The following is a 25,928-nucleotide window of genomic DNA, read 5'->3' on the forward strand; positions in this document are numbered from 1 at the left end:
AAAGCGATTATTTTTCAATAATCGCTAAAATTTCTTCTTCGCTTGTAAGTTTTTTATTGTATTTAATCACTAAAAATTTAGAGTTTTTATATACATCTAAAACACCGTTTATATTTTTAAATACATTTAAATCATGTTTTGTTTCTAAAGACAAATAGACATTTTTAAAATCCGCTGGACTTTGCAAAAATAAAAGCAACACAAACCAAACCAAAGACAAGGCAACTAAAATAAAAGCAAGAGTAACTAAGCTAAAATGATGTAAAAAATACCCTCCTATAACACCACCCAAAAAGCTTCCAAAATAACCAAAAGCATTAAACACACCTAAAGCCGCGCCTTTTTCATTTACCTTAGCAAATTTACTCGCACAGCTTTGCATGATAGGTTCATGTAGATTAAATCCTATAAAAAATACCACAACACCCACCATAAACACTAAAGCATTGTGTGAAAAAGCAAATATAATATAAGCAATAATAAAAAATGCCACACCTAAGAGCAATATCTCTTTACTTAATCCTCTTTTTTCTCCCAAAGATCCTGATAACCCCATAGCCAAAAAGCCAAGTATCATAGAGCTAACATATACATGCCACAAATTTTCACTTGGGTAGTTAAACTCATGTACCAAAACCAAAGGTATACTCAAAAATGCGATGCTCATAAGCATTTTTTGCATACAATTAGTAAGGTTCATTAAAGCTAGATTTTTTTCTTTTAGAAGTTTTTTTAATGGAGTTTTGGTATTTTCATGTACGATTGTATGTTCTTTTGGCACAACACTAAATAAAAGCACGATACAAATTAAACTCAAAATAGCACTTAAATCAAATAAACTTGAAAGTCCAAACTTAGCACTCATTAAAGGAGAAAGCACTAAAGAGGCTGCAAAAGAAAGCCCTATAAACGATCCCATGATAGCCATCGCCTTGCCACGATTTTCTTCATTGATAAAATCACTTATCATGGCAGTAGCTACTGCACCTATAGCCCCTGCTCCCTGTAGTAATCTTCCAAACATCATCGTATAAATATCATCTGCATATGAACACACCAAAGAACCTATGATAAACACGATAAGCCCTATTAGCATAGTTTTCTTACGCCCTATTTTATCTGAAATGATTCCAAAAGGAACTTGCAACGCCATTTGAGTGAGAGCATATACTCCTACCAAAAGTCCCACTAAAAACTCATTAGCTCCTTTTAAATTTAAAGCATATAAACTTAAAACCGGCAAAACTATAAATAATCCAAAAAATCTAGTCCCTACAATAAAGGACAAAGGCAAAACTGTTTTAAGCATTTTTTCTCCTTATAAAGGATAATTTTACTATGATTTTGATAAACTTTTTTTAAAGTCTAAACAAAAAGAGTAATTTATGAAAAAAAAATTAAAAATAGTTTTAGCTACTTCCAATACACATAAAATAGAAGAAATTAAGAAATTTTTAACTACTTATGAAATTTATGCATTGAATGAAGTCATCACTCCTTTTGAAATCATCGAAGATGGCGCAAGCTTTAAAGAAAACGCTTTGATAAAATCTAAGGCTATTTTTAATGCTCTAGGTAACAAACAAGATGAATTTATCACCTTAAGCGATGATAGCGGCATTAGCGTAGAAGCTTTAGACAATGCACCAGGGATTTTTTCTGCAAGATACTCTCAAGAAGGCACTGATGAGGCCAATAGAAACAAACTCATTCAAGCCTTGCATGAAAAAAATTTACATCAAAGTAAAGCATTTTACACCGCAGCTATAGCTATAAGCTCAAAATACGGACATTTTACTACCCATGGATATATGCATGGGCTTGTCATTGACACATTAAGAGGAAGTAATGGTTTTGGTTATGATCCTTTATTTATCCCAAAAGGTTTTGATAAAACCTTAGGAGAACTAGAAGAACAAGTTAAACTAGCCATATCACATCGTTCTCAAGCTTTAATGTTTTCTACTTACATTTTAAGAGTACTTGAAAAAATAGCATTTTAAAAAGCAATTCATCAAGTACTTTTTATATTTTAGCATTAATGTGCTTTGGCTTTTGATTTATTGTAATTTTGCTTAAAATAATGATAAGTCAAAATAAAGCTTGGCAACAAAAAGAGCGATCCAAGCAAAAGTAAACTCATCGCCAAAACCGTAAGCAAGCCAAAATATATCGTTGGGATAAAATTACTACTTACCATTACCAAAAAGCCTAGAATAATCGTAACACTCGTGTAATAAATCGCACTTCCTATGCCAAGATGAGAAGCCTTTATAGCCTCTTCTAAACTCTTATGCTTTAACTCTTCTTTAAAACGGTAAATATAATGAATCATATCATCAACTCCTATCCCTATACAAATAGCAGCGATGGTAATACTCATAATATCAAGCGGTATATTTAAAATTCCCATTAAGCCAAACACCAAAGCCAAAGGTATGAGATTAGCTAAAATTGCAACAAAAGCATAAACAAAACTTCTAAAAATCACCACAAATAAAGCAAAAATCACAAGCACTACAAAAGCTAGAGTATCAAACTGCGAAGAAAAAAGACTTTGAAGCATGTTGTTATACAAAGGCATTATGCCACTAATTTGCACTTGCACATTGTCATTTTGTAAAAGCTCGTTTAGGTCTTTTTCAAGCTGCTTTAAAAAGACATCGCGTCTTAAATTTGGATCGCTATCTAACATACGCACACTAAATCTTAACTCATTATTTTCCACACTAACAAAAGGAGTTAAAACCTGCTTTTTAAAACCCTCGTCTAAATTTTCATACAAAAAAGCCAAAGCAAAATCATCTAAAGGCTTGCCATTATTAATGCTTTTGCCAAGTTCTAGTAAACTTTCTAAACTTAACACAGAACCTACGTATTTTTGTTTACTCAAAAACCCATGTACTTTAGCAGCTATTCTTGTTTTTTCACTACTAAAAAAATACCTATCATCTTTAGCTAGATCATCAAATTCTTGCTCAAACTCATCAGTACTTTGTTGGTGTTGCCTTTCTTGTTTAAAGCGAACAATCACATCTAAAGGCATAGTCCCACCCAAGTCTTTATCGATAACTAGCAAACCTTGTTTAATTCTAGAACTATCTTTAAAATAACTCACAAAGCTATTTTCTACTTTAATTTGAGCAATACCCCATAAAGCAAACACTACACATAAAACACTAATACCGTAAATGATTTTTCTATGTTTTAAGCTCGCATTTGCACAAAAATTTAAAAAACAAAGCGAGCTTTGATTAAGCTTTTTAAATTCTAAACGCGGCATTAACACCAAAATACTAGCAAAATACACATAAGCTAAAATCAAACTCACACTTATACCAAGACTCATCATTATACCAAGTTTGATGATAGGCTCAATATCTGAAAAAACAAAACTTAAAAATCCAACAACCGTGGTTAAAATAGCAAAAAAACTCGGCTTTGCTTTGTCTAGTAAAGTTGAAAGAAGTATTTTATAGACACTAGACTTTGGATGTTTTTGTAAATTTTCTATAAAATGTACGATTAAATGAATCACAATAGAAACAGTTATGATCAATACCAAAGCTACATAATTTGAAGAAACCACAGTGATATCAAAACCCAAAAGCGCAAAAATTCCACTAGAACTAAAAAGAGAAAGCAGACAAATCCCCAAAGCCAAAAATACTAAACGCAAAGAGCCAAAAAACCACCAAAGTGCAACAAATAAAAGTCCAATTAAACTAAGTCCATAAATTTTCAAATCGCTTTTAACATAATTAATCATATCATTAGCGATCATTTCAACGCCACCAAGATGTAAAAAATCACCATTTTGACTATATTGTGCCACTAGTGCATTGATTTCATGTAGTCTTTGAGCGCTGAATTTTCTTGAATACTCTTGATGTTCTTTTATCAAAACTCTAAGTTGGTGCTTTTCTTTTTCATCTTTTAACTCATCTCTTGTGTGAACTAAGGCATTATATGCAAGATCAGGTGCAAGATAGATCAAAATTCCTGTCGTTTTTCCATCTTTTGAAATGATATTGTTTCTATAAAAAGGATGATTTAAAATTTCTTTTTTAGCTAGTGCAATATCCACATCTTGACTAAAAATATTAGGAATATCTTGAATAATTTCTTTTAATTCTTTCCCCTTAGAACTTGTAAGCAAAGGAGCATTAGCGATAGAAAAAACTTTCTCCACTCCGTTGATTTTTGACAAAGCTTGAGTTAAATTTTTGATTTTATCTAAATTAACTTGGTCAAATATATCCCCTTGTTTGGGGCTAAAAGCAAGCATTAAAAAGTTATCATTACCATAACGTGTTGAAACTTCTCTATATAATTTCAAACCCTCATCATGCTCTAAAAGCAAGCTTTCAGCACTAGCATCTACACTTAATTTTTTTGCGAAAAATCCAAAAAAAACACAAAAAATCAAAGCAAAGCCCAAAGTTAATTTTGGGAAATTTAAAAAAACTTTTAAAATTCTACTTAGCATTATTTAGAAAAATCAACACTAGAAAGCTTTTCAAGTAAGGTCTTAAAGTTGCCATTTTGTAAGACATCTTTAAACTGCGAACGATAAGTTTGAATGATACTTATGCCAAAAATATCCACATCATAAATTTGCCAATCATTGTTTTTGTCATAAAATTTAAAAGTCACAAAATTTTCTTTACCATCTACTAACATTGATGTTTTTAAAAAAGCTCTTTTATTTTTTTCTTCTAAAGCAACAACTTTTAATTTTTGCGAATCATACAAAGCAAGCTTGTCTGTGAAGCTTTTTTTAAGATTTTTTTCAAAAGCTTGATTAAATTGTGTTTTTTCTGCTGAATTTAATTTTTCATATCTAGTAGAAAGACTAAGTTTGGCCATTAATTCATAATCAAAAACACCATCAAAAAGAGCAAAGATTTCATCTGCTGCTTTGTTTTTATTGTTTTTATTTTGATCTAAAATTTTTAAACTTTCATCAATTTTTTCTTGCATAGTTTTAGAGATATCTTGCAAATTTAAAGCAAAAGCAAATGCCACACTACAAAGTAAAACTATGATTTTTTTCATTTTTTCTCCTTATTTGATCAACTCTTGGCGTCTTTGCTCATACGCATCACGTATAAAAGTGTAATAATCCACACTATTTTGATAAACATCATCGATTTTTTCATGTTCAAAGCTTAATTCATTTAATCTTAATGCAGCATTCACACTAGCACCTAGCCAAAAATTCTTAATATACCCCTCAGGCACCATAAACCAATTAACCGGCAAGGCTAAACTATCTCGTAAATTAGAAGGACCAATCAATGGCAATACCAAATGCGGCCCACTTCCCATACCCCATTTGCCCAAAGTAGTTCCAAAATCTGCCTCATAACTTCTCAAAGATGTCTTACTTGCACTATCTAACAAGCCAAGACCAAAAATGACATTAACACAAAATCTCCCAAATTCTTCTCCTGCTTTTTTAAATTCTAAAGTCAAAAGATGATTGATCATTCTAAAAGGCGATCTTGTTGTATCAAATGCATTTTTTACCCCTGTTCTTACAAAAGTAGGCGTTACACTCTTATAAGAAAGTACAACTGGTCTTAAAAGATACATATAAAGGTCGTAATTAAACTTGCTCATAGCTTTATTGTAAGTATAAAAACTATCTTTGACTTCTTTTTTTTGATACTCTTGCTCAAAATCTTCAAAGTCGCTAGCAAAAACCAAGGTATTTAAAAACAAAAATACAGACAATAAGTATTTTAACAAAACCCATTCCTTTGTGAAAATCTCTTAGTTTAAATTACATCAATTATACAAAAATTCATATAAATTTTTATATTAAAATAAATTTTTAAATATTCTTTATAAAAATAAAAAATTTTTATTTATTGATAAAATAAGTCTTGAAAAATATGCAAAAAATAAAAATTTATTTTTGCATTCAAAAATAAGCTATAATTTTTTTAAATTTACAACCAAAAGGATTAAAATGAAAAAAATTTTCGCCTTACTTTTTTTATGTATTTTTGGCTATGGAGCCGATGTAAACATCGCAGCAGCTGCAAATGTAGCCTATGCATTTAAAGCCTTGCAAAAAGAATTTCAAAAAGAAAATCCAGACATTAGCGTCAATGTAAGTTTAGGTGCTAGTGGAAATTTGGTTGCACAGATTAAAAATGGAGCTCCATTTGATATTTTTATGGCTGCAAATATGAAATTTGCTCAAAGCTTATATGATGATCATTTTGCTAGCACCAAACCTGTTATCTACGCACAAGGTGCTTTAGCGCTACTTACTTTAAGAGTGCAAAATGTGGATTTAAGTAAAGGATTAAACGCACTCAATGATGAAAAAGTTAAAATTATCTCCATTGCCAATCCCAAAGCAGCACCCTATGGCCAAGCTAGTATAGAAGCTTTACAAAATGCTAAAATTTATAAACAAACAAGAGCTAAAATCATCGAAGCTAAGTCTATCGGGGAGGCTCTTACTCAAACACTTAAAGCAGCTGATGTGGGTTTTATAGCAGCAAGCGCTTTACATGAAAATGCAATGAAATCTTACAAACTTCAAGAAGGTAAAAATTATATTTTAATCGATCCAAAACTCTATGATCCAATCAATCAAGGCATTGTTATCACTTCTTATGGTAAAGACAATGCTAAGGCAAAGAAATTTTATGATTTTATCCTAAGCGATAAAGCTAAGCAAATTTTCAAAGCTTATGGCTATAATATCCCATGATTAAAGCCAAAATTCATTCTATTCAAAATCATGACAATATAAACTGGGTGGAATTTTTTGCCCAAAAACACAAATTATACATGCTTGCTTTAGAACTTGATGAAAAAGCAAGCATTAATCAAGAAGTTGTGTTAGCTTTTAAAAGTAGTGAATGTTTACTAAGCAAAATAAACTTAGCTAATACATTTTTAAACACTCTTCATGCAAAAATCATAGATATTTTTCAAGGACAAATCATCACTGTTATAAGATTAGAAAGTGAAATTTGCACCTTTGAAACCCAAATAAGCACTTTTGAATTTTTAGAACAAGCATATCAAAAAAATGATTTTGTATTTGCTTATATTCATCCTAGTGCTTTATTTATCAAAGAGTATGTATGTTAAAAATCCATTGTGAAAAAAAATTCAAAAACAAAGAATTTCATCTTAAAATTAATTTTGAAGTCAAAGAAGGTGAGTTTTGCGCTATCTTTGGAAAAAGTGGGAGTGGAAAAACTACGCTTTTGAGAATTTTAGCTGGTTTTGAAAAAGCACAAGGAAGTTGTATTTTTCGTGATAAGATATTTTTTGATGAAAAAAATTTCTTAAGCCCACAAAAAAGACAACTTGGTTTTGTTTTTCAAGACTATGCTTTGTTTGAAAATATGAATGTAGAGCAAAATCTACTATATGCTAAAAAAGATCTTGAATTTGCAAATGAGCTTTTGGATCTTTTGGATTTAAATCAGCACAGAAAAAGTCACATTCAAGAACTAAGCGGGGGACAAAAACAACGCGTGGCTTTAGCAAGAGCCATTATGCAAAGACCAAAGCTTTTACTTTTAGATGAGCCATTTAGTGCTTTAGATAATGAAATCAAACAACGCTTGCAAGATTATCTTTTAAACATTCACAAAACTTACAAAATCACCACCATTTTAATCAGCCATGATGTAAGTGAAGTTTATAAACTAGCCAATAAAGTCATCATTTTAGAAAATGGAGTCATCATAAAAGAAGGTACTCCTAATGAAGTTTTTTTAAAAACGCAAGGTTCTCAGAAATTTGCTATCAAAGCCCGTATCTTAAAACTGCAAAAACAAGATAGTATTTTTGTTGCTATTCTTGCCATAGGAAACCAAATCACTCAAGTTGTCTTAAGTCCTTTAGAAGCAAAAAATTTCAAAGAAAACGATGAGGTGCTTCTAAGCCAAAAAGCTTTTACACTTAACCTAGCTAAAATATGATAAAATACGCTGATTATAACATTCTAAGGCGATAAATGACTTATGGATTTTTTATCTTAAAATTCTATACAAGCTTATGGACTCCATGGAAAGTAAGACTATCTTATGGTTATTTTATAGCCCCTACTGCACCGCCTTTTATTCTTTTATAATTTAATTTATTTTAACTGATAAAGGAATAAAAATGCATTGGTTTGTTTTAGCGATGAGTATAATTTTTGAGGTAATTGCAACTAGTTCTATGAAATACGCAAGTATAAGTAAAAATAATCTTTATTTGATTGTTTTTGCAATATTTTTTTCTTTTTCATTGGTAGGTTTATTTTACGCTTTAAAGAAAATTGATCTTAGTGTTGCGTATGCAACTTGGGCTGGATGTGGCTTAGCGCTTGTTAGTGTGGTTGGGTTTTTAGTTTTTAAAGAAGCCATAACGGTTAATAAGATTATTTTTATTATTTTAATCATCATTGGAGTTGTGGGGTTAAAACTTAGTGCTTAAGCCTTTTGGCTTAAAGCACATTCATACTTTGTATCATTACCTTTGCTTTACATTCAGCACAACAATATAGCGTTTTTATTTTCGCTTCATCGCCCATAAATCTTGGCTTCATTATACTAGCGATTTTTTCAATGGCTTTTTTAGTAGCAAATTCCTTCCCGCATTCAACACAAGCAAAAAGCTCATCTTGAGCTAAAATCATAAAAGAAAAATACTCTTTTTCTAAATCTATACCACTTCTTTGAAGTACTAGCGTGTCGTTTTCAGCACAACTTGCTTCGCAATACCCACAGGTAGTACACAAACTCGCATTAAATTTCAAAGAATTATCTTTAGCATCAGCCACTAAAGCTCCTACATTACAAGCTCCAACACAAGAAAGACACAAAGTACAGGTATCGGTATTAATAGTGATTTTTCCATAGCGTATCCACTCTTTACTTGGAATATTGCCTAAATTTTGATCCCCTATAAATTCTCTTAGTCTTATTGCAAAATCTTCTCTTTTTAAAAGCGCAGGATTATAAGAAATAAATTTAAGATCATCAATAAAACAAGCTTGCTCCATAGCTTCTAAAAGTTCTTTTTCGTTTTGAGCTACAAAAATTGCATTTTGTTTGTATTTTCTTTGAAAAATTTCATTCATTAAATCTACCACTTCTAAAGCACCTTGTGATAAACCATTGCTATAAAAAACTACACTCGCACCACTTGTTTGAAGCATAGCTAGAAAATGTGCTTGATCTAGATAATTTTCTCCTTTAATCATAAAAGGCATCACATCTTTTTTTAAAGTGATATTTAAATTTTCAATCGACATTTTTTCAGGAATGATTAAGATGATTTTATCTTCATAGAATTTTAAAATTTCATAAAAACTATTGCGTGGCATAGGCGCATAATCAAGCGCGCCACTAGGGCAAATTCCTACACAATCGCCACAACTTAAACAATCTACATGAGAAAATTCTAATTTCTTTTGCTCATCGTCTTTTAAAATAGCCACACTAGGACAGATTTCGGCACATTTTCCACAATGAACACTTCTTCTTTTATGGTATTGACAAATGCTATCATCATAACTAATGTAATTTCTAAATTTATATTTTGGAGAATTAGAGTTTAAAAGTTTTATAAGTGCTTCTTGACTCAAGCTAGAAAAATCATAACAGCCACTTTGCTGATCAAAGCTTTCTTTTTTTGTATCATAGAGAAAAAAATCACAATCAATCTCCACTTGCTCGCCATTTTTCAACGCTATCACACAAAGCTCACCTACACAACCTAAAACACCCAAACACTGCTCATTGCTTAGTTTTAAAACCTTGTATTCTTCTTGTTTTAAACTTTCAATTAACTCGCTTTGCTCCTCATCGCTTACAAGGATTACATTTTTACCCACTTCTTTAGTATATTCTAAATCAAGACCCAAATCATAGACTTTAGATCTAACTTGATATAAAAAATCAATAGTTTTTGATTTTGCTAGCACATCATCTTGAGAATTTTTAAGATAAAAATTAATCTCAGGCGCATAAACTTCAGGATTTAAAAGCTTTGAATTTCCTATAAAAACTTCTTCTTCACAGGCTTTTTGAACTATGCTAATATTATCACTTAAAGGGATTAAGTCTTCATTTTCTAAAAATACAAAATCTTTCATTACACTCTCTTTTTAATTTTTTGGCTTTAATTATATAAATTTCATTATAAAAAAGTTATAATTTTACTAATTTATTCTTAAGGTTTAAGATGAACAAATTTAGAAATTTTCCACCCATAAACACTTTAATCAACGATGAAATCTTAGCTGATTACCCTTTATACCTAAGATCTTACTTTGCTAAGCAAGTTGTTTCAAATTGTAAAAAAGAACTCGCTAAAAATGAGAATTTAAATTTTAGTTTACAAGATTTACTCACAAAAATCACACAAAATATACAAGATTTTTTAAATACACAAAGTCAAAGCTTAGTCAATGCCACTGGTGTGATCATACACACCAACCTTGGTCGTAGTATCATTGATGAACATATTTTTGAAAAAACTAAGCCAATTATTTGCTCTTACTCTAACTTAGAATTTAACATGCAAACTGGCAAAAGAGGATCAAGATATGATGCGCTAAATGCAAATTTAAAAATTTTGTTTGATTGTGAAGATTGTTTAGTAGTTAACAATAACGCTTCAGCTGTATTTTTAATCTTAAATACTTTAGCAAAAAATAATGAGGTTATCACTTCAAGGAGTGAGCTAGTTGAAATTGGTGGAAATTTTAGAATTCCTGAAGTTATGCTAGCAGCCGGTGTTAGACTAAAAGAAATAGGCACAACTAATAAAACTCATCTGTATGATTATGAAAATGTCATCAATGAAAATACTAAGATGATTTTAAAAACCCACCGCTCTAACTTTGCTTTTAAAGGTTTTTTTGAAGAAGTAAGTTTAAGTGAAATTCACACTTTAACAAAAAAGAAAAAACTCATTTCATATTATGATTTAGGTGCTGGCTGGTGTGAAAAAATCAACAAACAACTCAGTAAAAATGAGCCAAACGTGAAAGAGCTTTTAAAACACTGCGATATCTTAAGTTTTAGCGGTGATAAGCTTTTTGGCTCTACGCAAGCAGGCATTATACTTGGAAAGAAAAAATACATTCAACAGCTAAAGAAAAATCAACTCTTAAGAATGTTAAGAGTTGATAAAATCACACTTGCTTTTTTAAATGAAACCACCAAGGCTTATTTGGAAAAAGAATATGAAAAAATTCCTACTTTAAAACTTTTAAATGATGATTTAAAAACTATAGAAAAAAAGGCGCTTTTTGTTCAAGAAAAGATTCCTGTAAAATGCGAGTTAAAAACTTCTAAAAGTTTAGTAGGCGGTGGATCTATGCCCGATAAAAGCCTAGACACTCTTGTGTTAAGTTTTAATGAGAAGGCTTTGCCTTTGCAAGAAAAATTTAGAAAAAAAGGTATCATTGGTCGTATTGAAAATGGGTGTTTTGTGCTAGATTTTAGAAGTATTTTAGAAAAAGATTTAAGCCGTTTAATCCACGCTATCAAAGAGGTATTTCATGCATAGTATTATCATAGGCACAGCTGGGCATATTGATCATGGCAAAACTTCACTGATTAAAGCTATTAATGGATTTGAAGGAGATGATTTAAAAGAAGAACAAGAAAAAGGCATTACAATTAATTTGAGTTTTTCAAACTTAAAAAGTGAAAATTTAAACATTGCTTTTATCGATGTACCAGGACATGAAAGTTTGATCAAAACTATGATAAGCGGTGCTTTTGGTTTTAGAGTGTGTATGTTTGTCATAGATATCAACGAGGGTTTAAAAGCTCAGAGTATAGAGCATCTAAAGGTCTTAGAATTTTTAGGTGTAAAAGATGTAGTGCTTGTTTTAAGCAAAGTTGATTTATGCAAAGACTTTGAATATAAGCAAAAAGAACTTTTAAATGAGATCAGCGCTTTTAAAGTCAACATCTTAAAAGTATTTGCAACTAGTATTTATGATGAGCAAAGTATCTTGAGTTTAAAAAACTATCTTCTAAGCCTAAAACCCAAAGAAAATGATGAAAATTTGATTTTTAGATACTACATTGATAGGGTTTTTTCTCTAAAAGGTATAGGTACAGTAGTAACAGGAAGCTTAAATGAGGGAAAAATCCATAAAAACGAAAAAATCTTTTGCCTTGAAACACAAAAAGATATCATGATAAAAAATATACAAATTCATGAAGAAAATATTTTAGAAGCAAAAGCTTACAACAGAGTTGCTTTGAGTTTAAACTGTGATTATCATGAATTAAAAAAAGGCTACGTGCTTAGCAAAAAAGGTGTTTTTAAAAGCTTTAAAAGCATCGATGGAGTAGTTTTTACCACAGGGGTTAAACATGGAAGTATTTTGGAATTTTGTAGTGGGTCAAAAAAACTAAATGCCAAAATAAGCATCATCAAAGAGTTAGAAGATAAAACTTATGTGAGTTTAGATTTTGATAAAAACTTGGCTCTATGTTTTGATGATAAATTTATCCTACTTGAAAATGGACGCATTAAAAGTGGTGGTGTAGTGCTTAATGCAGTAAGCGAGCCTTTAAAAAAAGATATCAAAACCAAATATCTCATGCTTTTAGAACAAAGAGATTTTAAAAGAGTGTTTGAATTTTTAAAACAAACCCACAAACTTGGTTTTGGTTTGCTCTCATGCTACCAACGCTTCAAACTCTCCCATGAACAAGCTTTGAATTTAGCAAGAAGCTTAGATCATGTTTTTGTCGATGAGCAAGCTTTAAATGTATACGATCTTAATGCTATGCAAAACTTGAAAGATTTTATTAATTTTATCTTTTCTAAAAATCCTTACGCATTAATATCGCCTCATTCTATTGCCCTAAGACTTTCTTGGGCGAGTGAAAATTTTTGCGCTTATACACTTATGCAAATGCAAGAAAAGTTAGATTTTAAAGATGGGATATGGTTTTTAAAAGGACAAAATTATGAAAGATTGCAAGAAAAAGCCCATTGTGAACTTTATGAAATTTTAAAAAAAGAAGGTATTAAACCTACTGCGCCTTATAATCTTTATGAGTATCTAGAACTTGATAGAAAAAATGGAGATTTCATTTTAAAAAAACTCACCAAAGAAAATAAAGTTATCAGACTTGCACATAATCTTTTCATAGAAAAAAATTCTCTTGAAAACCTTATGCAAGAGTTTTTAAAACTTTTACAAACACATCATCTAGATGTAGCTTTTGTTAAAAACCATTTTCAAATTTCAAGAAAGTATGCCATAGCTTACTTAGAGTATCTTGACAAAAACTACCCTCAAGTAGTAAAAATAGATGAAAAAAGGTTTTTAAGAACCTAAGTGTTAAAGTTTACATTTTATAATGTGTGAAAAATTTAAAATAAAGGAAAAGAATGAAAAAATCTTTAACTCTTTTAACTCTCGCTAGTTCTTTATTTGCCGCGAGTAATGAAGAAATTATTAATTTTTTCAAAAAAAATCCCAACCTATCCAACGCTAACATTAGTGTTTCTAACAGAGAAAAAGTTCCTGAAACTGATTTTGAAGCAGTTACAGTTAATTTTGAAATCAGTGGAAAAAGCTTTCAAGAAATTGTTTTCACTCAAGCAAACATCATTACAACTGAAGTGATTGATGTAAAAAATGGTCAATTTTATTCTCAAGTTTATCAAGCAAAACTCATGGAAAAACAACAAGCTGAATTTTCAAAAAAAGCTTTAGTAGAACTTAAAAAAGAAAAAATGTTTGTATCTTTAGGTGATAAAAACAAACCTTTGCTTTATGTATTTAGTGACCCTGAATGCCCTTACTGTAGAATGCATTTAGATAAAATCGAAGAAGTATTAAAAACCCACCAAGTAAAATTTATCCTTACTCCAATCCATGATACAAGCGCATTTGAAAAGTCTGCATTAATTTACAAAGAAAGTAAAAGTGCAAAAAATGATGCACAAAAAATTGCTATCATGAAAAAATACTATGATAAAAATTTAAAAGACTATAAAAAACCAAGCGAGTCAGAGGTTCAGGCTGTAAGAGATACTTTTGCAAAATACTCTAAACTTGGCCTTCGTGCTGTACCAACCATCATCGATGCTCAAAAATAGTTTTTTCTTGCTTGTGTTTGCATTATTTTTTAATGCATGCACAGGCTCTATGCAATCTTTCGTTCAAACTAGCAATGAAGGTATTTTCTTGCAAGCAAGAAAAAATCAAAGTTTTTCTTTACACATCAACAATCCTTCAAAATTAAACACAAAGCTAGAAACCAAACTCAAACAAAAGCTACAAAATTTAGGACTGGTTTTCAACAATAATCAAAGCGATTACCAAATTTACATTAATATAGTGGATTTTAAAAAATTTTCCTATGCACAAAGACTACGCGCATCTAGTGCAAGATTTTTCTTTAATAGCTTTGATAAAATCGATGATGTATTTGAAATGGAAGTGGAAAATTACTATCTAATGCAAGTTAATTTGCAAATCATAAGCCCAAATTCGACCCAAAGTACTTCTCTTTTGGCAAGAACAGCATATCTTGGCAATATAGATAGAGCTAAAGAATCCTTAGAAGAAAAAATCATCAGCCAAATTGCAAGCTTTTTTTATCTGCAGTAACGCCTTGATTGGGTTAACATCGCTTAAAGTATTTTACTACTTGTTTTAGATAAAAATCTTTTAAGTGCCATTTTTTCTTTGGTTTCTATTTTATAATAAATCAGCTTTAAATATGCAATAATTTCTTTTTGAGAAAGCCCTCTACTTTTAGCATAATCTAACAATATATATTGGGGAATAAAAATTTTACTATTTGCAAACTGCTTCATCATTTTTTTATAGATTGAAAAATTTCTTACGCATGCAAAGCGTGCAAAAACAAAAGGCAAATTGGTTTTTTCATACCACAACTGACATAAGTCAATGTAGTCATTTGGGTTTTGTAAGTAAAGTTTTAAAGCTTTATCACCGATGATAACCTCCCCTTTTTGCTTTAAAACTTTTGCAAGAGCATTTGAAGTTGCTGAACTTGCATCTTCTTTGCTTTGAGAATTTTTTTTCACTAAAACGCTTTCCACCTTTTTGCTTGCGCAAATCCCCACATTTAAGGTTTTGTATTTTTTTCTACGACTTTCAATGCTTGATATAATCGCCGCATCAATACGCCTAAAATACAAATGGCGATTTAGCTTACTAGGAACCCCTTTTTTATACTCTGTAGTTTTCTTAACATAGCTAGGAAAAGCAGTTTTTTTAAGATAGATATGTAAAGGGAGTAAATTAAGAAAATCTATCTTTCCAAAAACCATATATACCTTTCTATGATTAAGTATTATCATACTATAAAAAAATATCTTAAATATAAATTAATTTAATTAAAAACATCATCAATATTAAAATTTATATCAAAATTTAACATTTATTTTTAAAATAAAGAAGATATTTTTATCCTAAAAAGAAAATATACCAAAACTAAAAAAAGATTTTTTGGAAATTTAGAAAAGAAGATTAAGTTTTATTCAAAAAATAATTTTAAATAAAACTTAATATTGAAAAATTATTGTAAACTTGCTAGGTATTTTTGATAATCAAACTCTTTAATCAATGCCACACCATCTTCTACCGCAGCCTTAGCAACTGCAGCACTCACAAGAGCTTTTACTCTCACGTCAAATGGTTTTGGTATCACATAGTCTCTTCCAAAGCTAAGTTCTTCCACCCCGTAAGCTTGCTTAACCTCATCAGTTACTTCAAGTTTAGCTAAATCAGCCAAAGCTTTAGCTGCTGCTATTTTCATATTTTCAGTAATTTTAGTTGCTTTAACGTCTAAAGCACCTCTAAAAATAAAAGGAAATCCTAAAACATTATTAATTTGATTAGGATAATCGCTTCTTCCTGTACCTACTATAGCATCATCTCTAACCCTTTTTACATCTTCTGGCATTACTTCAGGCACAGGATTAGCCAAAGCAAAAATAACAGGATCTTTAGCCATGCTTAAAATCATTTCATCATCTAAAATTTTAGGAGCGCTTAAACCTAAAAATACATCAGCCCCTTTTAAAGCTTCTCTTAAAGTATTGTCTTTGGTATCGCTTACAAATTCTAATTTATATTGATTTAAATCATTTCTTTGGGTATTGATCACACCTTTACTATCCACTAAAATGATGTTTTTTACACCTAAGCTTCTATACATTCTAGCACTTGCAATACCCGCTGCGCCAGCACCACTTACAACCACTTTAATATCTTCAAATTTCTTACCGCTAATTTCCATAGCATTCATCAATCCTGCAGTAGAAATGATCGCAGTGCCATGTTGATCATCATGCATTACAGGAATTCCAAGATCTTGCAGAGCAGCTTCAATCTCAAAGCATTTTGGTGCTGAAATATCTTCTAAGTTAATCCCTCCAAATGTAGGTGCTACAGCTTTACAAAAAGTAACAATTTCATCCACGCTATGCGCATTAATCTCTAAGTCATAAGCATTCACATTCGCAAATTTTTTAAACAAACACGCTTTACCCTCCATAACAGGCTTACTTGCACTAGCTCCTATATTACCAAGCCCCAAAACCGCACTTCCATCACTTATAATAGCAACTAAATTAGCTTTATTGGTGTATTTGTATGCTAAAGTCTCATCTTTTGCTATTTCAATACAAGGCTCAGCAACACCCGGAGAATACGCCAAAGATAAGTCATGGGCACTATCCATAGGTTTTCTAGTGACAATATCTACTTTGCCACCCAAGTGGTATTCTAAAGCCTCTTCTTTTAAATTCATTATTTCTCCTTCATGTATTTGAGTAAATTCTCTATCCTAAGCTTAGCTTTTTGCACTCCTAAAAATTCTAATACTTCAAATATACTAGGGCTCACCGAGCTGCCCGTAAGTGCAATACGTATAGCTTGAGCTAGATCTTTTAACTTCAAGTTATTTTCTTCTAAGAATTGATTAGTTAATTCTTCAAATTCACAAGCTTTTTCTTGTGTATTTAAAACCATAGCGTATTTTTCCAAATAAGCTAAATTCGTTGTATTAAGAAATTTATCCACAGCCTTTTGATCATATTCTTTTGGGTCATTTAGTAACACTTTAGCACTTTGAATGATATCATGTAGAGTTTTTGCTCTCTCTCTTAATAGATCTAATAAAAACGGTGCTTTATCAAACTGACTTAAATCAAAACCAAGATCTTTTAGCTGTCTATTGATTTCTTCAAATGGTAAAGTTTTAATATAGTGAGCATTGAGCCATTCTAATTTTTTAAAGTTATAACAAGATGCGCTTTTGTTGATATGATTTGGATCAAAAAGTTCTTGCATAGTTTCTAAAGAAAAAATTTCATCATCTCCATGGCTCCAACCAAGACGCACTAAAAAATTAAGCAAAGCCTGAGGTAAAATTCCCATATTTTTGTATTCCATTACATCGGTCGCACCATGACGCTTAGAAAGTTTTTTACCATCTTCTCCATGGATCATGGCTACATGATAAAATTGAGGAATTTTGAAACCTAACGCTTCATAAAGCACAATTTGCTTTGGTGTATTTGACAAATGATCATCTCCTCTTATAACATCACTCACACCCATTAACGCATCATCAATTACAACAGTTAAATTATAAATTGGACTACCATCACTTCTTGCGATTACAAAATCATCTAAAATATCTTCAGCCTTAAAACTTACCTCACCTTTAATACCATCTATAAATTTAATTTCTCCACTTTGTGGCGCTTTAATACGCACCACCGGTTCAATGCCACTTGGCGGAGTGCCTTTAAAATCCCTATATCTTCCATCATATCTTGGGCGTTCTTTAGCTGCTTCTTGCTTAGTTCTTAATTCATCAAGCTCTTCTTTACTCATATAACAATAATATGCCTTACCCTCATCTAGTAGTTTTTGAATATATTGTTTATAAATGTCAAATCTTTGAGATTGATACTCGATTGTCCCATCATGATTTAGCCCACACCACTCAAATGCTTCTATAATTGCTTGTGTTGCTTCTTGTGAATTTCTTTTTAAATCCGTATCTTCAATACGCAATAAAAACTTACCCTTATTCTTTCTTGCATAAAGATAGTTATATAAAGCTGTTCTAAGTCCACCTATATGTAAATATCCTGTTGGAGAAGGAGCAAAACGTGTTGTGATTTCTTGCATATTTTTACCTTTTTTAAATTTTTATTGTTATAATGCTATATTTACACTTAAATAAAGGTTTTATATGAAAAAATTTTTATTATCTTGCTGTTTTACAGCAAATATCTTATATGCACAAACCCTAGGTGGCGTAGCAATGGTAGTAGAAAATCAACCCATTACTCTATATGATATTAAACAAACAATGAAACAGCTACAAACTAATGATAAGCAAAAAGCCATTGCTTTTTTAGTAGATGATAAAATCCAACAAAGTGAAGCACAAAAACTAGGGATCAATGTCAGCACTTTTGAGCTCAATGAAAAACTAGCCCAAATTGCTAAAGGTAATAAAACCGATATTAACGGCTTGCAAGCAAAAATAGAAAAAGATGGTCTTAATTTTGATGTTTTTAAAAATCAAGTAAGAAAAGACATTGAAAGAGAAAAGCTATATAGAAGTATCATGCAAAATGCAAAAATCAATATCGATGATGAGGCGATTAAGCATTTTTACGAAAACAACCTTGATAAATTTAGCACTTTTTCCAACATCGACCTAGTAGTTTACAACTCTACCAATCCTGAACTTTTGCAACAACTTGCGCAAAATCCTATGTATAAAAATGCCCAAATCAAATCAAAAGCCATTAGCTTAAACGCAGCTAACATAGATCCAAGATTACTCGCATTATTAAACAACACCAAAATAGGAGAATTTACACCAGTATTAAACGGAGAAAATGCTTATATTGTATACTTTATAAAAGAAAAATATGGAAAAAACCCTATTGATTTTGATTTGATCAAAGATCAAGTAAGCAATGCATATATTCTTAGCCAAAAAGAACAAGCTTTAAAAAATCATCTAGATAAAATAAGAGCAAATGCTCACATAGAAGAATTAAGATAGGTTAAAACCTATCTTAAATTAATGTCTTGAAAGATAATTTGTATCATAATTATTGTTAATAAAATCCGCATTATCCATCATAGCTAAGTGAAAATCTTTTGTTGTTTTAATTCCACCTACGATAAGTTCGTGTAATGCTATTTTCATTTTTGCGATCGCAGTGTTTCTATCTTCACCCCAAACTACTAGCTTACCAATCATTGAATCATAATAAGGAGGCACACTATAATCTTGATAGCAGTGGCTTTCCATTCTTACATTGCGACCTGCAGGGGCTACGTATTTTGTGATTTTGCCTGGGCATGGTAAAAAGGTTTTAGAATCTTCAGCAGTGATTCTACACTCTATAGAATGACCCTTAAGTTTGATTTCTTCTTGTTTTGGTAAAGGATATCCTTCAGCTACTTTAATCATTAACTCAATAATATCCACACCACTTACCATTTCACTCACACAATGTTCAACCTGCAAACGTGTATTCATCTCGATAAAATAAAAATCTAAATTTTTATCTACTAAAAATTCAAAAGTTCCCGCACCTTCATAATCAATCGCTTTAGCAGCTTTAACCGCTGTTTCATGAAGTCTTGCTCTTGTTTTTTCATCAAGCAAAATTGCAGGAGATTCTTCTATAAGTTTTTGGTGGCGTCTTTGCATCGAACAATCTCTCTCACCCAAATGAATCACATTACCAAAGCTATCTCCTATGATTTGCACTTCGATATGACGTGGGTTTTGAATATATTTTTCCATATACATAGTACCATCACCAAAAGCACTCATAGCTTCGCTTTCTGCTGACCAATACGCTTTTTCTAAGTCTTTTTCATCTTCAACTACACGCATACCGCGGCCACCACCACCTGCTGCTGCTTTTAAGATCACAGGATAACCTATCTCTTTAGCAAGTTTTTTTGCTGCTTCTACCCCACCTAAAGCCCCATCACTTCCTGGGATCACAGGCACACCTGCTCTTTGCATTACTTGCTTTGCTTTACTTTTATCACTCATTAGTGCCATAGCAGCCACTGAAGGTCCTATGAATTTGATATTATGTTTTGCACAAATTTCAACAAAATTTTGATTTTCACTTAAAAACCCATATCCTGGAAAAATCGCATCTGCTTCACTAATCTCTGCTGCACTAATGATAGCAGGGATATTTAAGTAGCTTTCTGAGCTTCTAGCATTTCCTATGCAAATACTCGCATCAGCATATTTTAAATACAAAGCGTCTTTGTCTGCAGTAGAATACACACAAATTGCTTTCTTGCCCATTTCTTTTACGGTTCTTAAAGCTCTTAAAGCAATTTCTCCACGATTTGCTATTAAAACTTTTTTAATTTCCATTTTATAATTTCTCCACCACAAATAAAGGCATACCAAATTCTACAGGTTGGCCATCTGCTACTAAAACTTCTACTATCCTACAATCATACTCTGCTTCGATTTCATTCATAATTTTCATTGCTTCAATGATTGCGATCGTGCTTCCTTTTTTAATAGTTTGGCCTACTTTAGCAAAAGGTGCCGCACCTGGGCTTGGAGCTTGATAAAAAGTACCTACCATAGGGCTGTTGATAGTTGGTTTATTGGAAGAATTTGAGTTTGATTTAGTTTCATTTACTACATTTACATTGATTGGTTGTGGTGCTGGAGCAACAGGAGTTGGAGCTGGTAACTCACAACACATATCTCTTTCAAGTTCTATTTCAAATCCATCTTGTTCTTTTATTTTTATCTTGCTTATATTTGCTTCTGCAAAAAGTTGCATTAGTTCTTTGATTTCTTCTTTTGTCATATACTCTCTCCTTAATTTATAAGACTTAATTTATAATTATATATAAAAATACTAAAAATAACTTCAATTATTTATTTTTTACTTTTATTTTAAGATATAATTTAAAAATTCACTTTAATAATAAAGGATAAAAATGGGCTTAAAAGCAGATAATTGGATCAAAAAAATGGCATTAGAACACAATATGATCGAGCCATTTTGCGAAGCAAATATAGGCAAAGGCATAGTAAGTTATGGGCTTTCAAGCTATGGGTATGATATAAGAGTTGGGAGAGAATTTAAAATTTTTACTAATGTAAATTCCACAGTTGTGGATCCAAAAAATTTCGTAGAAGAGAATGTGGTAGATTTTGTAGGCGATGTATGTATAGTGCCTGCTAATTCTTTCGCACTCGCAAGAACAGTTGAATACTTTAAAATGCCAAATGATGTTTTAGCCATTTGCCTTGGTAAAAGTACCTATGCAAGATGTGGGATTATAGTCAATGTGACCCCTTTTGAACCAGGTTTTGAAGGGCATATTACTATAGAAATTTCAAATACCACTCCATTGCCTGCTAAAATTTATGCTAATGAGGGTATAGCACAGGTTTTATTTTTACAAGGCGATGAACCTTGCGATGTAACTTATGCAGATAAAAAGGGTAAATATCAAGCCCAAACAGGCATAACTTTACCAAGAATTTTAAAATAATTCAATTTTTAGACGATATAAAAAAGTTATTGAATACTAGGAAATAAAGATGTTTAATGGAAAAAGTATTTTAATCACCGGTGGCACAGGAAGTTTTGGAAAGACTTACACCAAAACTTTGCTTCAAAAATACCAACCTAAAAAAATCATCATCTACTCACGCGATGAACTCAAGCAATTTGAAATGGCAAGAGAATTTAATAATGAGTGCATGCGTTATTTTATAGGAGATATAAGAGATAAAGAAAGACTAAGCATAGCTATGAAAGATGTGGACTTTGTCATTCATGCAGCCGCTATGAAACATGTACCAATTGCTGAGTATAATCCAATGGAATGCATAAAAACCAATATCAATGGTGCACAAAATGTAATCGATGCATGTTTGGAAAACAATGTAGAAAAATGCATCGCACTTTCCACTGATAAAGCTTGTAATCCTATTAATTTATATGGTGCTACAAAGCTTGCAAGCGATAAGCTTTTTGTAGCAGCAAATAATATCGCAGGAAGCTCACATACTAAATTTAGCGTTACAAGATATGGCAATGTCGTAGGATCAAGAGGATCTGTTATACCTTTTTTTAAAAAACTAATCAATGAAGGCGCTAAAGAACTTCCTATTACCGATGAGAGAATGACAAGATTTTGGATATCTTTAGAAGATGGAGTTAATTTTGTGCTAAATAACTTTGAGTGTATGCATGGAGGGGAAATTTTCGTGCCAAAAATTCCTTCGATGAAAATCACTGATTTAGCTAAAACTATGGCGCCTAAGTTAGCCCATAAAATCATAGGCATAAGAGCGGGTGAAAAACTGCATGAGATTATGATTTCAAGTGATGATAGTCACTTAACTTATGAATTTAAAAATTATTATGCCATTAGTCCAAGCATTCAATTTAATAATATAAACATTGACTTTAGCGTTAATGCCAAAGGCGAAAAAGGTAAAAAAGTAGCCGATGGATTTTCTTATAGTTCTGATAATAACCCTTCATGGATTAGCCAAGAAGAACTTTTAAATATTATTGATCAAACAAAGGTAGATTAACATGCTTACTTATTCTCATCAAAACATCGATGATCAAGACATACAAGTAGTTTGTGAAGCTTTAAAAGATGATTTTTTAACCGGTGGAAAAAAGGTTGAAGAATTTGAACAAGCTCTTTGTGAATATGTAGGTGTAAAATATGCCTGTGTGCTAAATTCAGCCACTTCTGCTTTACACCTTGCGTATTTATCTTTAGATGTAAAAGACAAAATCGTTTTAACCACCCCAATAACCTTTGCTGCAACTGCAAATGCAGCTTTAATGGCAGGTGCTAGAGTAGAGTTTGTTGATGTAAAAAGCGATGGGAATATTGATGAGAAAAAACTTGCTGCAAGATTAAAACAAGATAGCTCCGATATAGGAGCAATTTGCGTGGTTGATTTTGCAGGAAATAGCGTAGAAATGGATGAAATCTTAACTCTAGCTAAACAATACCATATCCCACTCATTGATGATGCAAGTCATGCTTTAGGCGCTACTTATAAAGATCAAAAAGTAGGCTCTATGGCTGATTTAAGCATATTTTCCTTTCATCCAGTCAAGCCAATCACTACTTTTGAAGGTGGTGCAGTCGTTAGCAATGATGAGGAATTAATCTCAAAAATCAAGCTTTTAAGAAGTCATGGCATAGTCAAAAAAAAACTTTGGGATAGCGATATGGTTGAGCTAGGCTATAATTATCGTTTAAGCGATGTAGCTTGTGCCTTGGGTATAAATCAACTTAAAAAGCTTGATAATATGCTAGAAAAAAGAGAAATCATCACAAGTTTTTACGATAAAGAATTTGAAAAAAATCCTTATTTTAGTACGATTAAAATCAAAGATTATAAAAAAAGCTCAAGACATTTATATCCTATTTTGCTTTATCCTGAGTTTTACTGTCAAAAAGAAATCATTTTTGAAAAATTATTAAATTTAGGCATAGGTGTGCAAGTGCATTACAAACCTACCTATGAGTTTAGTTACTATAAAAACTTATATGGAAAGTTGTTTTTAGAAAATGCAGATAATTTTTACAAAGCCCAACTTAGCATACCTGCCCATCAAGAAATGAGCTTAAAAGATGCGCAATTTGTTAAAGATAGTTTGCTTAAGGTTTTAGAAGAAACTAAAAAGGGTTGTTGTGGATAAAAATATGCATGAGCTAGCTTGTGAGCTTTTTCCTATATGTAGAAGTATCACGGGTGAGGGTTTTAGACAAAGTTTAAAAATACTTGATGAAGCTATGGGGGGGGGTATATTAAAAATTCACTCCATAGCAAGCGGAAGTAAGGTATTTGACTGGGAAGTACCTGCTGAATGGGAGATAAACGATGCTTATATCATCACTCCAGATGAAGAAAAAATTTGTGATTTTAAGCAAAATAATCTTCATGTATTAAACTATAGCATAGGTATAGATACAGAACTTGATCTAACAAGCCTACAAGAACATCTTTACTCTATAGAGGATATGCCTGATGCTATACCTTATGTGACAAGCTATTATAAAAGGCGCTGGGGCTTTTGTATCAAACATGAAGATAGAATTAAACTAAAAGAAGGAAAATATAAAGTTTTCATCGATGCAAAACACCATGAAAATGGGGTTTTAAACTATGCTGATTTACTCATACCTAGCACACAAGAAACAAAAGATGAAATTTTAATCTCTACTTATCTTTGTCATCCTTCCATGGCAAATAATGAGCTAAGTGGTCCTGTGGTAGCTACGTTTTTAGCCAAATGGCTTTTAGAACTCAAAGAAAGAAAATATAACTACCGTTTTGTTTTTGCTCCTGAAACTATAGGGAGTATAGTTTATCTTAGTAAGCATTTAGAGCATCTACAAAAGTATACCAAAGCAGGCTTTGCACTTTCATGTATGGGTGATGATAATGCCTACTCACTCATTCACACTCCAAGTGAGACTACCCTAGCTGATAAAGTAGCTTTGCACACCTTAAAAGATAAAAACAATTTTAAAGAATTTAGTTTTTTATACAGAGGAAGCAACGAAAGACAATATTGCTCTCCTTTGGTAAACCTACCTGTAGTTTGTATATGTAGAACTAGATTTGGTGATTATAAAGAATACCATACTAGTAAAGATGATTTAAATTTTATCAGTGAAGAGGGATTGCAAGGTGGCTTAAAAGCTATGCAAGAAATCATCATGAATTTAGAAGCGAATGCGATTTATCAAAATACCGTATTTTGCGAGCCCAATTTAGGTAAAAGAGATTTATATCATACCATCAATCACAAATCAAAAAAACCATTATCTGCAAATTTTTTAGCCTTTTGCGATGGTAAAAATGATGTCTTAGATATAGCTTCCAAGCTTAATATGCAAGCTTATGAATTAAAAGATTTAATCAAAAAATTAAAATTTCACGGACTAATCAAATGAAATACTTTTTAGAACACAATGGTAAAAAATACTCCAACATCGATCTAGTAGAAGCTTTTAAAAAACTTGGCATTAAAAAAGGCGATATTTTATGTGTACATAGCGAATTAATGAAATTTGGCCAACCTTTACTCAATAGAAATGATTTTTTACAAACCATTTTGGATTGTTTTTTTGAAGCTATAGGCAAAGAAGGTACTTTAATCATGCCTACCTTTACTTATAGTTTTTGTAAAAATGAAACTTATGACAATTTAACCTCAAAAAGCACTGTTGGGGTTTTAACAGAATACTTCCGTAAACAAACAGGAGTTAAGCGCACTAACGATCCTATATTTTCTTTTGCTGTAAAAGGAGCTAAAGAAGAGTTATTTTTAAAGGATACTACAAGTTGTTTTGGAGAAAATTGTGTATATGATATTTTAGCCAAAGAGAATGGAAAGCTTATCTTATTTGGCTCCAAAGTAGTTGGATATACCTTTAGTCATTTTATAGAAGAAAAAGCTTATGTGCCGTATAGGTATTTTAAGGACTTTAGTGGTAATATTATCACAGAAAACGGCAAAAAAATCAAAAAAAAGATTCAATATTATGTTAGAAAATTAGATCAAAATTCGGATTTAGATGTTGATAAACAAGTAGCTATTTTAAAAAATGATGATAATTTTAATATTTTAAATTTTTCCAATGCTCATATAATAAATATCAACATGAAAAACTATTTAAAAAAAACATTAAAAGCTTTAAGTGATAATCCTTATTGTTTATTAAAGGAATAAAATGACAACCCACATCAATGATTTTTTACAAGAAAGCGTTACTAAATTTGGAAATAAAAATGCTTTTGTTGAGTTTAATGGCAAAAGTATAAGCTATAAAGACTTTGATGATTTAAGTAAAAAAATAG

26 protein-coding genes are annotated in these 25,928 nt (G+C 31.2%); 16 read left to right on the plus strand and 10 right to left on the minus strand.

The window, feature by feature from the left end; translation table 11 throughout:
* Window positions 1-7: 7 nt before the first annotated feature.
* Window positions 8-1,309 carry an MFS transporter gene (locus CKA54_RS03280; RefSeq protein WP_120759954.1) on the minus strand — a complete coding sequence of 434 codons (1,302 nt, stop codon included), beginning with the start codon at window positions 1,307-1,309 and terminating at the stop codon, window positions 8-10.
* Between the two features lie 76 nt (window positions 1,310-1,385).
* On the opposite strand from CKA54_RS03280, the gene rdgB reads away from it, so the two are divergent.
* A complete protein-coding gene (rdgB, locus tag CKA54_RS03285) occupies window positions 1,386-2,003 on the plus strand; it encodes an RdgB/HAM1 family non-canonical purine NTP pyrophosphatase (protein ID WP_043020138.1) in 618 nt (205 codons plus the stop codon).
* A gap of 35 nt (window positions 2,004-2,038) precedes the next feature.
* Here rdgB and CKA54_RS03290 read toward each other — a convergent pair whose 3' ends face one another.
* Genes CKA54_RS03290 through CKA54_RS03300 form a run of 3 tightly spaced genes read right to left on the minus strand, consistent with a single transcriptional unit; the run spans window position 2,039 to window position 5,754 of the window.
* Window positions 2,039-4,489: an MMPL family transporter gene (locus tag CKA54_RS03290; RefSeq protein WP_120759955.1), complete on the minus strand. Its 2,451-nt coding sequence runs from the start codon at window positions 4,487-4,489 to the stop codon at window positions 2,039-2,041.
* A complete protein-coding gene (locus CKA54_RS03295) occupies window positions 4,489-5,058 on the minus strand; it encodes an ABC transporter substrate-binding protein (protein ID WP_120759957.1) in 570 nt (189 codons plus the stop codon). The genes CKA54_RS03290 and CKA54_RS03295 overlap by 1 nt, the downstream gene beginning before the upstream one ends.
* A 9-nt stretch (window positions 5,059-5,067) precedes the next feature.
* The gene (locus tag CKA54_RS03300) at window positions 5,068-5,754 is read right to left on the minus strand and encodes a VacJ family lipoprotein (protein ID WP_120759959.1); all 687 of its coding nucleotides are present in this window, start codon (window positions 5,752-5,754) and stop codon (window positions 5,068-5,070) included.
* A 223-nt stretch (window positions 5,755-5,977) separates the two neighbouring features.
* Between CKA54_RS03300 and modA the strand changes: the two genes are divergently transcribed.
* The 4 genes from modA to CKA54_RS03320 all read left to right on the plus strand — a co-directional run bounded on the left by modA (window position 5,978) and on the right by CKA54_RS03320 (window position 8,460).
* Window positions 5,978-6,733 (plus strand): molybdate ABC transporter substrate-binding protein, encoded by a 756-nt coding sequence (gene modA / locus CKA54_RS03305; RefSeq protein ID WP_120759961.1) that lies wholly within the window; start codon window positions 5,978-5,980, stop codon window positions 6,731-6,733.
* On the plus strand, window positions 6,730-7,119 hold the full coding sequence (locus CKA54_RS03310; RefSeq protein ID WP_120759963.1) for a hypothetical protein: 390 nt from the start codon (window positions 6,730-6,732) through the stop codon (window positions 7,117-7,119). Before modA ends, CKA54_RS03310 begins: the two co-directional genes overlap by 4 nt.
* Entirely contained in the window at window positions 7,113-7,961 is an 849-nt protein-coding gene (locus tag CKA54_RS03315; RefSeq protein WP_120759965.1) for an ABC transporter ATP-binding protein, read from the plus strand. The genes CKA54_RS03310 and CKA54_RS03315 overlap by 7 nt, the downstream gene beginning before the upstream one ends.
* 184 nt (window positions 7,962-8,145) lie before the next feature.
* Window positions 8,146-8,460 carry a multidrug efflux SMR transporter gene (locus CKA54_RS03320; RefSeq protein WP_120759967.1) on the plus strand — a complete coding sequence of 105 codons (315 nt, stop codon included), beginning with the start codon at window positions 8,146-8,148 and terminating at the stop codon, window positions 8,458-8,460.
* Between the two features lie 10 nt (window positions 8,461-8,470).
* Here CKA54_RS03320 and CKA54_RS03325 read toward each other — a convergent pair whose 3' ends face one another.
* Window positions 8,471-10,123 (minus strand): 4Fe-4S dicluster domain-containing protein, encoded by a 1,653-nt coding sequence (locus tag CKA54_RS03325; protein WP_120759969.1) that lies wholly within the window; start codon window positions 10,121-10,123, stop codon window positions 8,471-8,473.
* Window positions 10,124-10,212: 89 nt separating this feature from the next.
* On the opposite strand from CKA54_RS03325, the gene selA reads away from it, so the two are divergent.
* From selA to CKA54_RS03345, 4 genes are read left to right on the plus strand one after another with little or no spacing between them, the layout of a single operon-like run.
* Window positions 10,213-11,544 carry an L-seryl-tRNA(Sec) selenium transferase gene (gene selA, locus CKA54_RS03330; RefSeq protein ID WP_120759971.1) on the plus strand — a complete coding sequence of 444 codons (1,332 nt, stop codon included), beginning with the start codon at window positions 10,213-10,215 and terminating at the stop codon, window positions 11,542-11,544.
* A complete protein-coding gene (selB, locus tag CKA54_RS03335) occupies window positions 11,537-13,342 on the plus strand; it encodes a selenocysteine-specific translation elongation factor (RefSeq protein ID WP_120759973.1) in 1,806 nt (601 codons plus the stop codon). The genes selA and selB overlap by 8 nt, the downstream gene beginning before the upstream one ends.
* A 53-nt stretch (window positions 13,343-13,395) precedes the next feature.
* Window positions 13,396-14,109 carry a thioredoxin fold domain-containing protein gene (locus CKA54_RS03340; RefSeq protein WP_120759975.1) on the plus strand — a complete coding sequence of 238 codons (714 nt, stop codon included), beginning with the start codon at window positions 13,396-13,398 and terminating at the stop codon, window positions 14,107-14,109.
* Window positions 14,096-14,623, plus strand: a complete 528-nt coding sequence (locus tag CKA54_RS03345; protein WP_120759977.1) for a hypothetical protein — start codon at window positions 14,096-14,098, stop codon at window positions 14,621-14,623. Before CKA54_RS03340 ends, CKA54_RS03345 begins: the two co-directional genes overlap by 14 nt.
* A gap of 23 nt (window positions 14,624-14,646) precedes the next feature.
* On the opposite strand, the gene CKA54_RS03350 is transcribed toward CKA54_RS03345, so the two are convergent.
* The 3 genes from CKA54_RS03350 to gltX form a co-directional block, all read right to left on the minus strand.
* Window positions 14,647-15,312 carry an MqnA/MqnD/SBP family protein gene (locus tag CKA54_RS03350; protein ID WP_120759979.1) on the minus strand — a complete coding sequence of 222 codons (666 nt, stop codon included), beginning with the start codon at window positions 15,310-15,312 and terminating at the stop codon, window positions 14,647-14,649.
* A 248-nt stretch (window positions 15,313-15,560) separates the two neighbouring features.
* Window positions 15,561-16,796 (minus strand): malic enzyme-like NAD(P)-binding protein, encoded by a 1,236-nt coding sequence (locus tag CKA54_RS03355; protein WP_120759981.1) that lies wholly within the window; start codon window positions 16,794-16,796, stop codon window positions 15,561-15,563.
* Window positions 16,796-18,187: a glutamate--tRNA ligase gene (gltX, locus tag CKA54_RS03360; protein WP_120759982.1), complete on the minus strand. Its 1,392-nt coding sequence runs from the start codon at window positions 18,185-18,187 to the stop codon at window positions 16,796-16,798. The genes CKA54_RS03355 and gltX overlap by 1 nt, the downstream gene beginning before the upstream one ends.
* A 64-nt stretch (window positions 18,188-18,251) precedes the next feature.
* Between gltX and CKA54_RS03365 the strand changes: the two genes are divergently transcribed.
* Complete coding sequence (locus tag CKA54_RS03365; protein WP_120759984.1) at window positions 18,252-19,079, plus strand: peptidyl-prolyl cis-trans isomerase; 828 nt, start codon at window positions 18,252-18,254, stop codon at window positions 19,077-19,079.
* Window positions 19,080-19,097: 18 nt separating this feature from the next.
* Here the strand turns inward: CKA54_RS03365 and CKA54_RS03370 are convergent, their stop codons facing one another.
* Both CKA54_RS03370 and accB read right to left on the minus strand, forming a co-directional pair.
* Window positions 19,098-20,429, minus strand: coding sequence for an acetyl-CoA carboxylase biotin carboxylase subunit (locus CKA54_RS03370; RefSeq protein ID WP_120759986.1), 1,332 nt, complete (start codon window positions 20,427-20,429; stop codon window positions 19,098-19,100).
* A 1-nt stretch (window position 20,430) separates the two neighbouring features.
* The gene (accB, locus tag CKA54_RS03375; protein WP_120759988.1) at window positions 20,431-20,880 is read right to left on the minus strand and encodes an acetyl-CoA carboxylase biotin carboxyl carrier protein; all 450 of its coding nucleotides are present in this window, start codon (window positions 20,878-20,880) and stop codon (window positions 20,431-20,433) included.
* 133 nt (window positions 20,881-21,013) lie between these two features.
* Here accB and dcd point away from each other — a divergent pair, with 133 nt between their 5' ends.
* The 6 genes from dcd to CKA54_RS07855 all read left to right on the plus strand — a co-directional run.
* On the plus strand, window positions 21,014-21,574 hold the full coding sequence (dcd, locus tag CKA54_RS03380) for a dCTP deaminase (protein WP_012661997.1): 561 nt from the start codon (window positions 21,014-21,016) through the stop codon (window positions 21,572-21,574).
* A 49-nt stretch (window positions 21,575-21,623) separates the two neighbouring features.
* On the plus strand, window positions 21,624-22,628 hold the full coding sequence (gene pseB, locus CKA54_RS03385; RefSeq protein ID WP_120759990.1) for a UDP-N-acetylglucosamine 4,6-dehydratase (inverting): 1,005 nt from the start codon (window positions 21,624-21,626) through the stop codon (window positions 22,626-22,628).
* Between the two features lies 1 nt (window position 22,629).
* The gene (gene pseC / locus CKA54_RS03390; RefSeq protein ID WP_120759992.1) at window positions 22,630-23,760 is read left to right on the plus strand and encodes a UDP-4-amino-4,6-dideoxy-N-acetyl-beta-L-altrosamine transaminase; all 1,131 of its coding nucleotides are present in this window, start codon (window positions 22,630-22,632) and stop codon (window positions 23,758-23,760) included.
* Window positions 23,761-23,764: 4 nt separating this feature from the next.
* Window positions 23,765-25,021 carry a DUF4910 domain-containing protein gene (locus CKA54_RS03395; RefSeq protein ID WP_120760005.1) on the plus strand — a complete coding sequence of 419 codons (1,257 nt, stop codon included), beginning with the start codon at window positions 23,765-23,767 and terminating at the stop codon, window positions 25,019-25,021.
* Window positions 25,018-25,800: an AAC(3) family N-acetyltransferase gene (locus tag CKA54_RS03400; RefSeq protein WP_120759994.1), complete on the plus strand. Its 783-nt coding sequence runs from the start codon at window positions 25,018-25,020 to the stop codon at window positions 25,798-25,800. Before CKA54_RS03395 ends, CKA54_RS03400 begins: the two co-directional genes overlap by 4 nt.
* A gap of 1 nt (window position 25,801) precedes the next feature.
* The coding region (locus CKA54_RS07855) for a hypothetical protein (RefSeq protein ID WP_367301899.1) at window positions 25,802-25,928 on the plus strand (127 nt) is incomplete at its 3' end.

It is taken from the genome of Campylobacter sp. P255 (assembly GCF_003627915.1).
Classification (GTDB): domain Bacteria; phylum Campylobacterota; class Campylobacteria; order Campylobacterales; family Campylobacteraceae; genus Campylobacter_D.

What these genes read in the sequence shown, in the direction of transcription:
- CKA54_RS03310 (WP_120759963.1), top strand. Translation starts at nt 6,730, where the DNA reads ATGATTAAAGCCAAAATTCATTCTATTCAAAATCATGACAATATAAAC.
- pseB (WP_120759990.1), top strand. Translation starts at nt 21,624, where the DNA reads ATGTTTAATGGAAAAAGTATTTTAATCACCGGTGGCACAGGAAGTTTT.
- CKA54_RS03370 (WP_120759986.1), bottom strand. Translation starts at nt 20,429, where the DNA reads ATGGAAATTAAAAAAGTTTTAATAGCAAATCGTGGAGAAATTGCTTTA.
- CKA54_RS03340 (WP_120759975.1), top strand. Translation starts at nt 13,396, where the DNA reads ATGAAAAAATCTTTAACTCTTTTAACTCTCGCTAGTTCTTTATTTGCC.
- rdgB (WP_043020138.1), top strand. Translation starts at nt 1,386, where the DNA reads ATGAAAAAAAAATTAAAAATAGTTTTAGCTACTTCCAATACACATAAA.
- CKA54_RS03350 (WP_120759979.1), bottom strand. Translation starts at nt 15,312, where the DNA reads ATGGTTTTTGGAAAGATAGATTTTCTTAATTTACTCCCTTTACATATC.
- CKA54_RS03395 (WP_120760005.1), top strand. Translation starts at nt 23,765, where the DNA reads ATGCATGAGCTAGCTTGTGAGCTTTTTCCTATATGTAGAAGTATCACG.
- CKA54_RS03325 (WP_120759969.1), bottom strand. Translation starts at nt 10,123, where the DNA reads ATGAAAGATTTTGTATTTTTAGAAAATGAAGACTTAATCCCTTTAAGT.
- CKA54_RS03400 (WP_120759994.1), top strand. Translation starts at nt 25,018, where the DNA reads ATGAAATACTTTTTAGAACACAATGGTAAAAAATACTCCAACATCGAT.
- CKA54_RS03315 (WP_120759965.1), top strand. Translation starts at nt 7,113, where the DNA reads ATGTTAAAAATCCATTGTGAAAAAAAATTCAAAAACAAAGAATTTCAT.
- CKA54_RS03290 (WP_120759955.1), bottom strand. Translation starts at nt 4,489, where the DNA reads ATGCTAAGTAGAATTTTAAAAGTTTTTTTAAATTTCCCAAAATTAACT.
- modA (WP_120759961.1), top strand. Translation starts at nt 5,978, where the DNA reads ATGAAAAAAATTTTCGCCTTACTTTTTTTATGTATTTTTGGCTATGGA.
- dcd (WP_012661997.1), top strand. Translation starts at nt 21,014, where the DNA reads ATGGGCTTAAAAGCAGATAATTGGATCAAAAAAATGGCATTAGAACAC.
- CKA54_RS03355 (WP_120759981.1), bottom strand. Translation starts at nt 16,796, where the DNA reads ATGAATTTAAAAGAAGAGGCTTTAGAATACCACTTGGGTGGCAAAGTA.
- CKA54_RS03365 (WP_120759984.1), top strand. Translation starts at nt 18,252, where the DNA reads ATGAAAAAATTTTTATTATCTTGCTGTTTTACAGCAAATATCTTATAT.
- pseC (WP_120759992.1), top strand. Translation starts at nt 22,630, where the DNA reads ATGCTTACTTATTCTCATCAAAACATCGATGATCAAGACATACAAGTA.
- selA (WP_120759971.1), top strand. Translation starts at nt 10,213, where the DNA reads ATGAACAAATTTAGAAATTTTCCACCCATAAACACTTTAATCAACGAT.
- gltX (WP_120759982.1), bottom strand. Translation starts at nt 18,187, where the DNA reads ATGCAAGAAATCACAACACGTTTTGCTCCTTCTCCAACAGGATATTTA.
- CKA54_RS03280 (WP_120759954.1), bottom strand. Translation starts at nt 1,309, where the DNA reads ATGCTTAAAACAGTTTTGCCTTTGTCCTTTATTGTAGGGACTAGATTT.
- CKA54_RS03345 (WP_120759977.1), top strand. Translation starts at nt 14,096, where the DNA reads ATGCTCAAAAATAGTTTTTTCTTGCTTGTGTTTGCATTATTTTTTAAT.
- CKA54_RS03295 (WP_120759957.1), bottom strand. Translation starts at nt 5,058, where the DNA reads ATGAAAAAAATCATAGTTTTACTTTGTAGTGTGGCATTTGCTTTTGCT.
- accB (WP_120759988.1), bottom strand. Translation starts at nt 20,880, where the DNA reads ATGACAAAAGAAGAAATCAAAGAACTAATGCAACTTTTTGCAGAAGCA.
- CKA54_RS03320 (WP_120759967.1), top strand. Translation starts at nt 8,146, where the DNA reads ATGCATTGGTTTGTTTTAGCGATGAGTATAATTTTTGAGGTAATTGCA.
- selB (WP_120759973.1), top strand. Translation starts at nt 11,537, where the DNA reads ATGCATAGTATTATCATAGGCACAGCTGGGCATATTGATCATGGCAAA.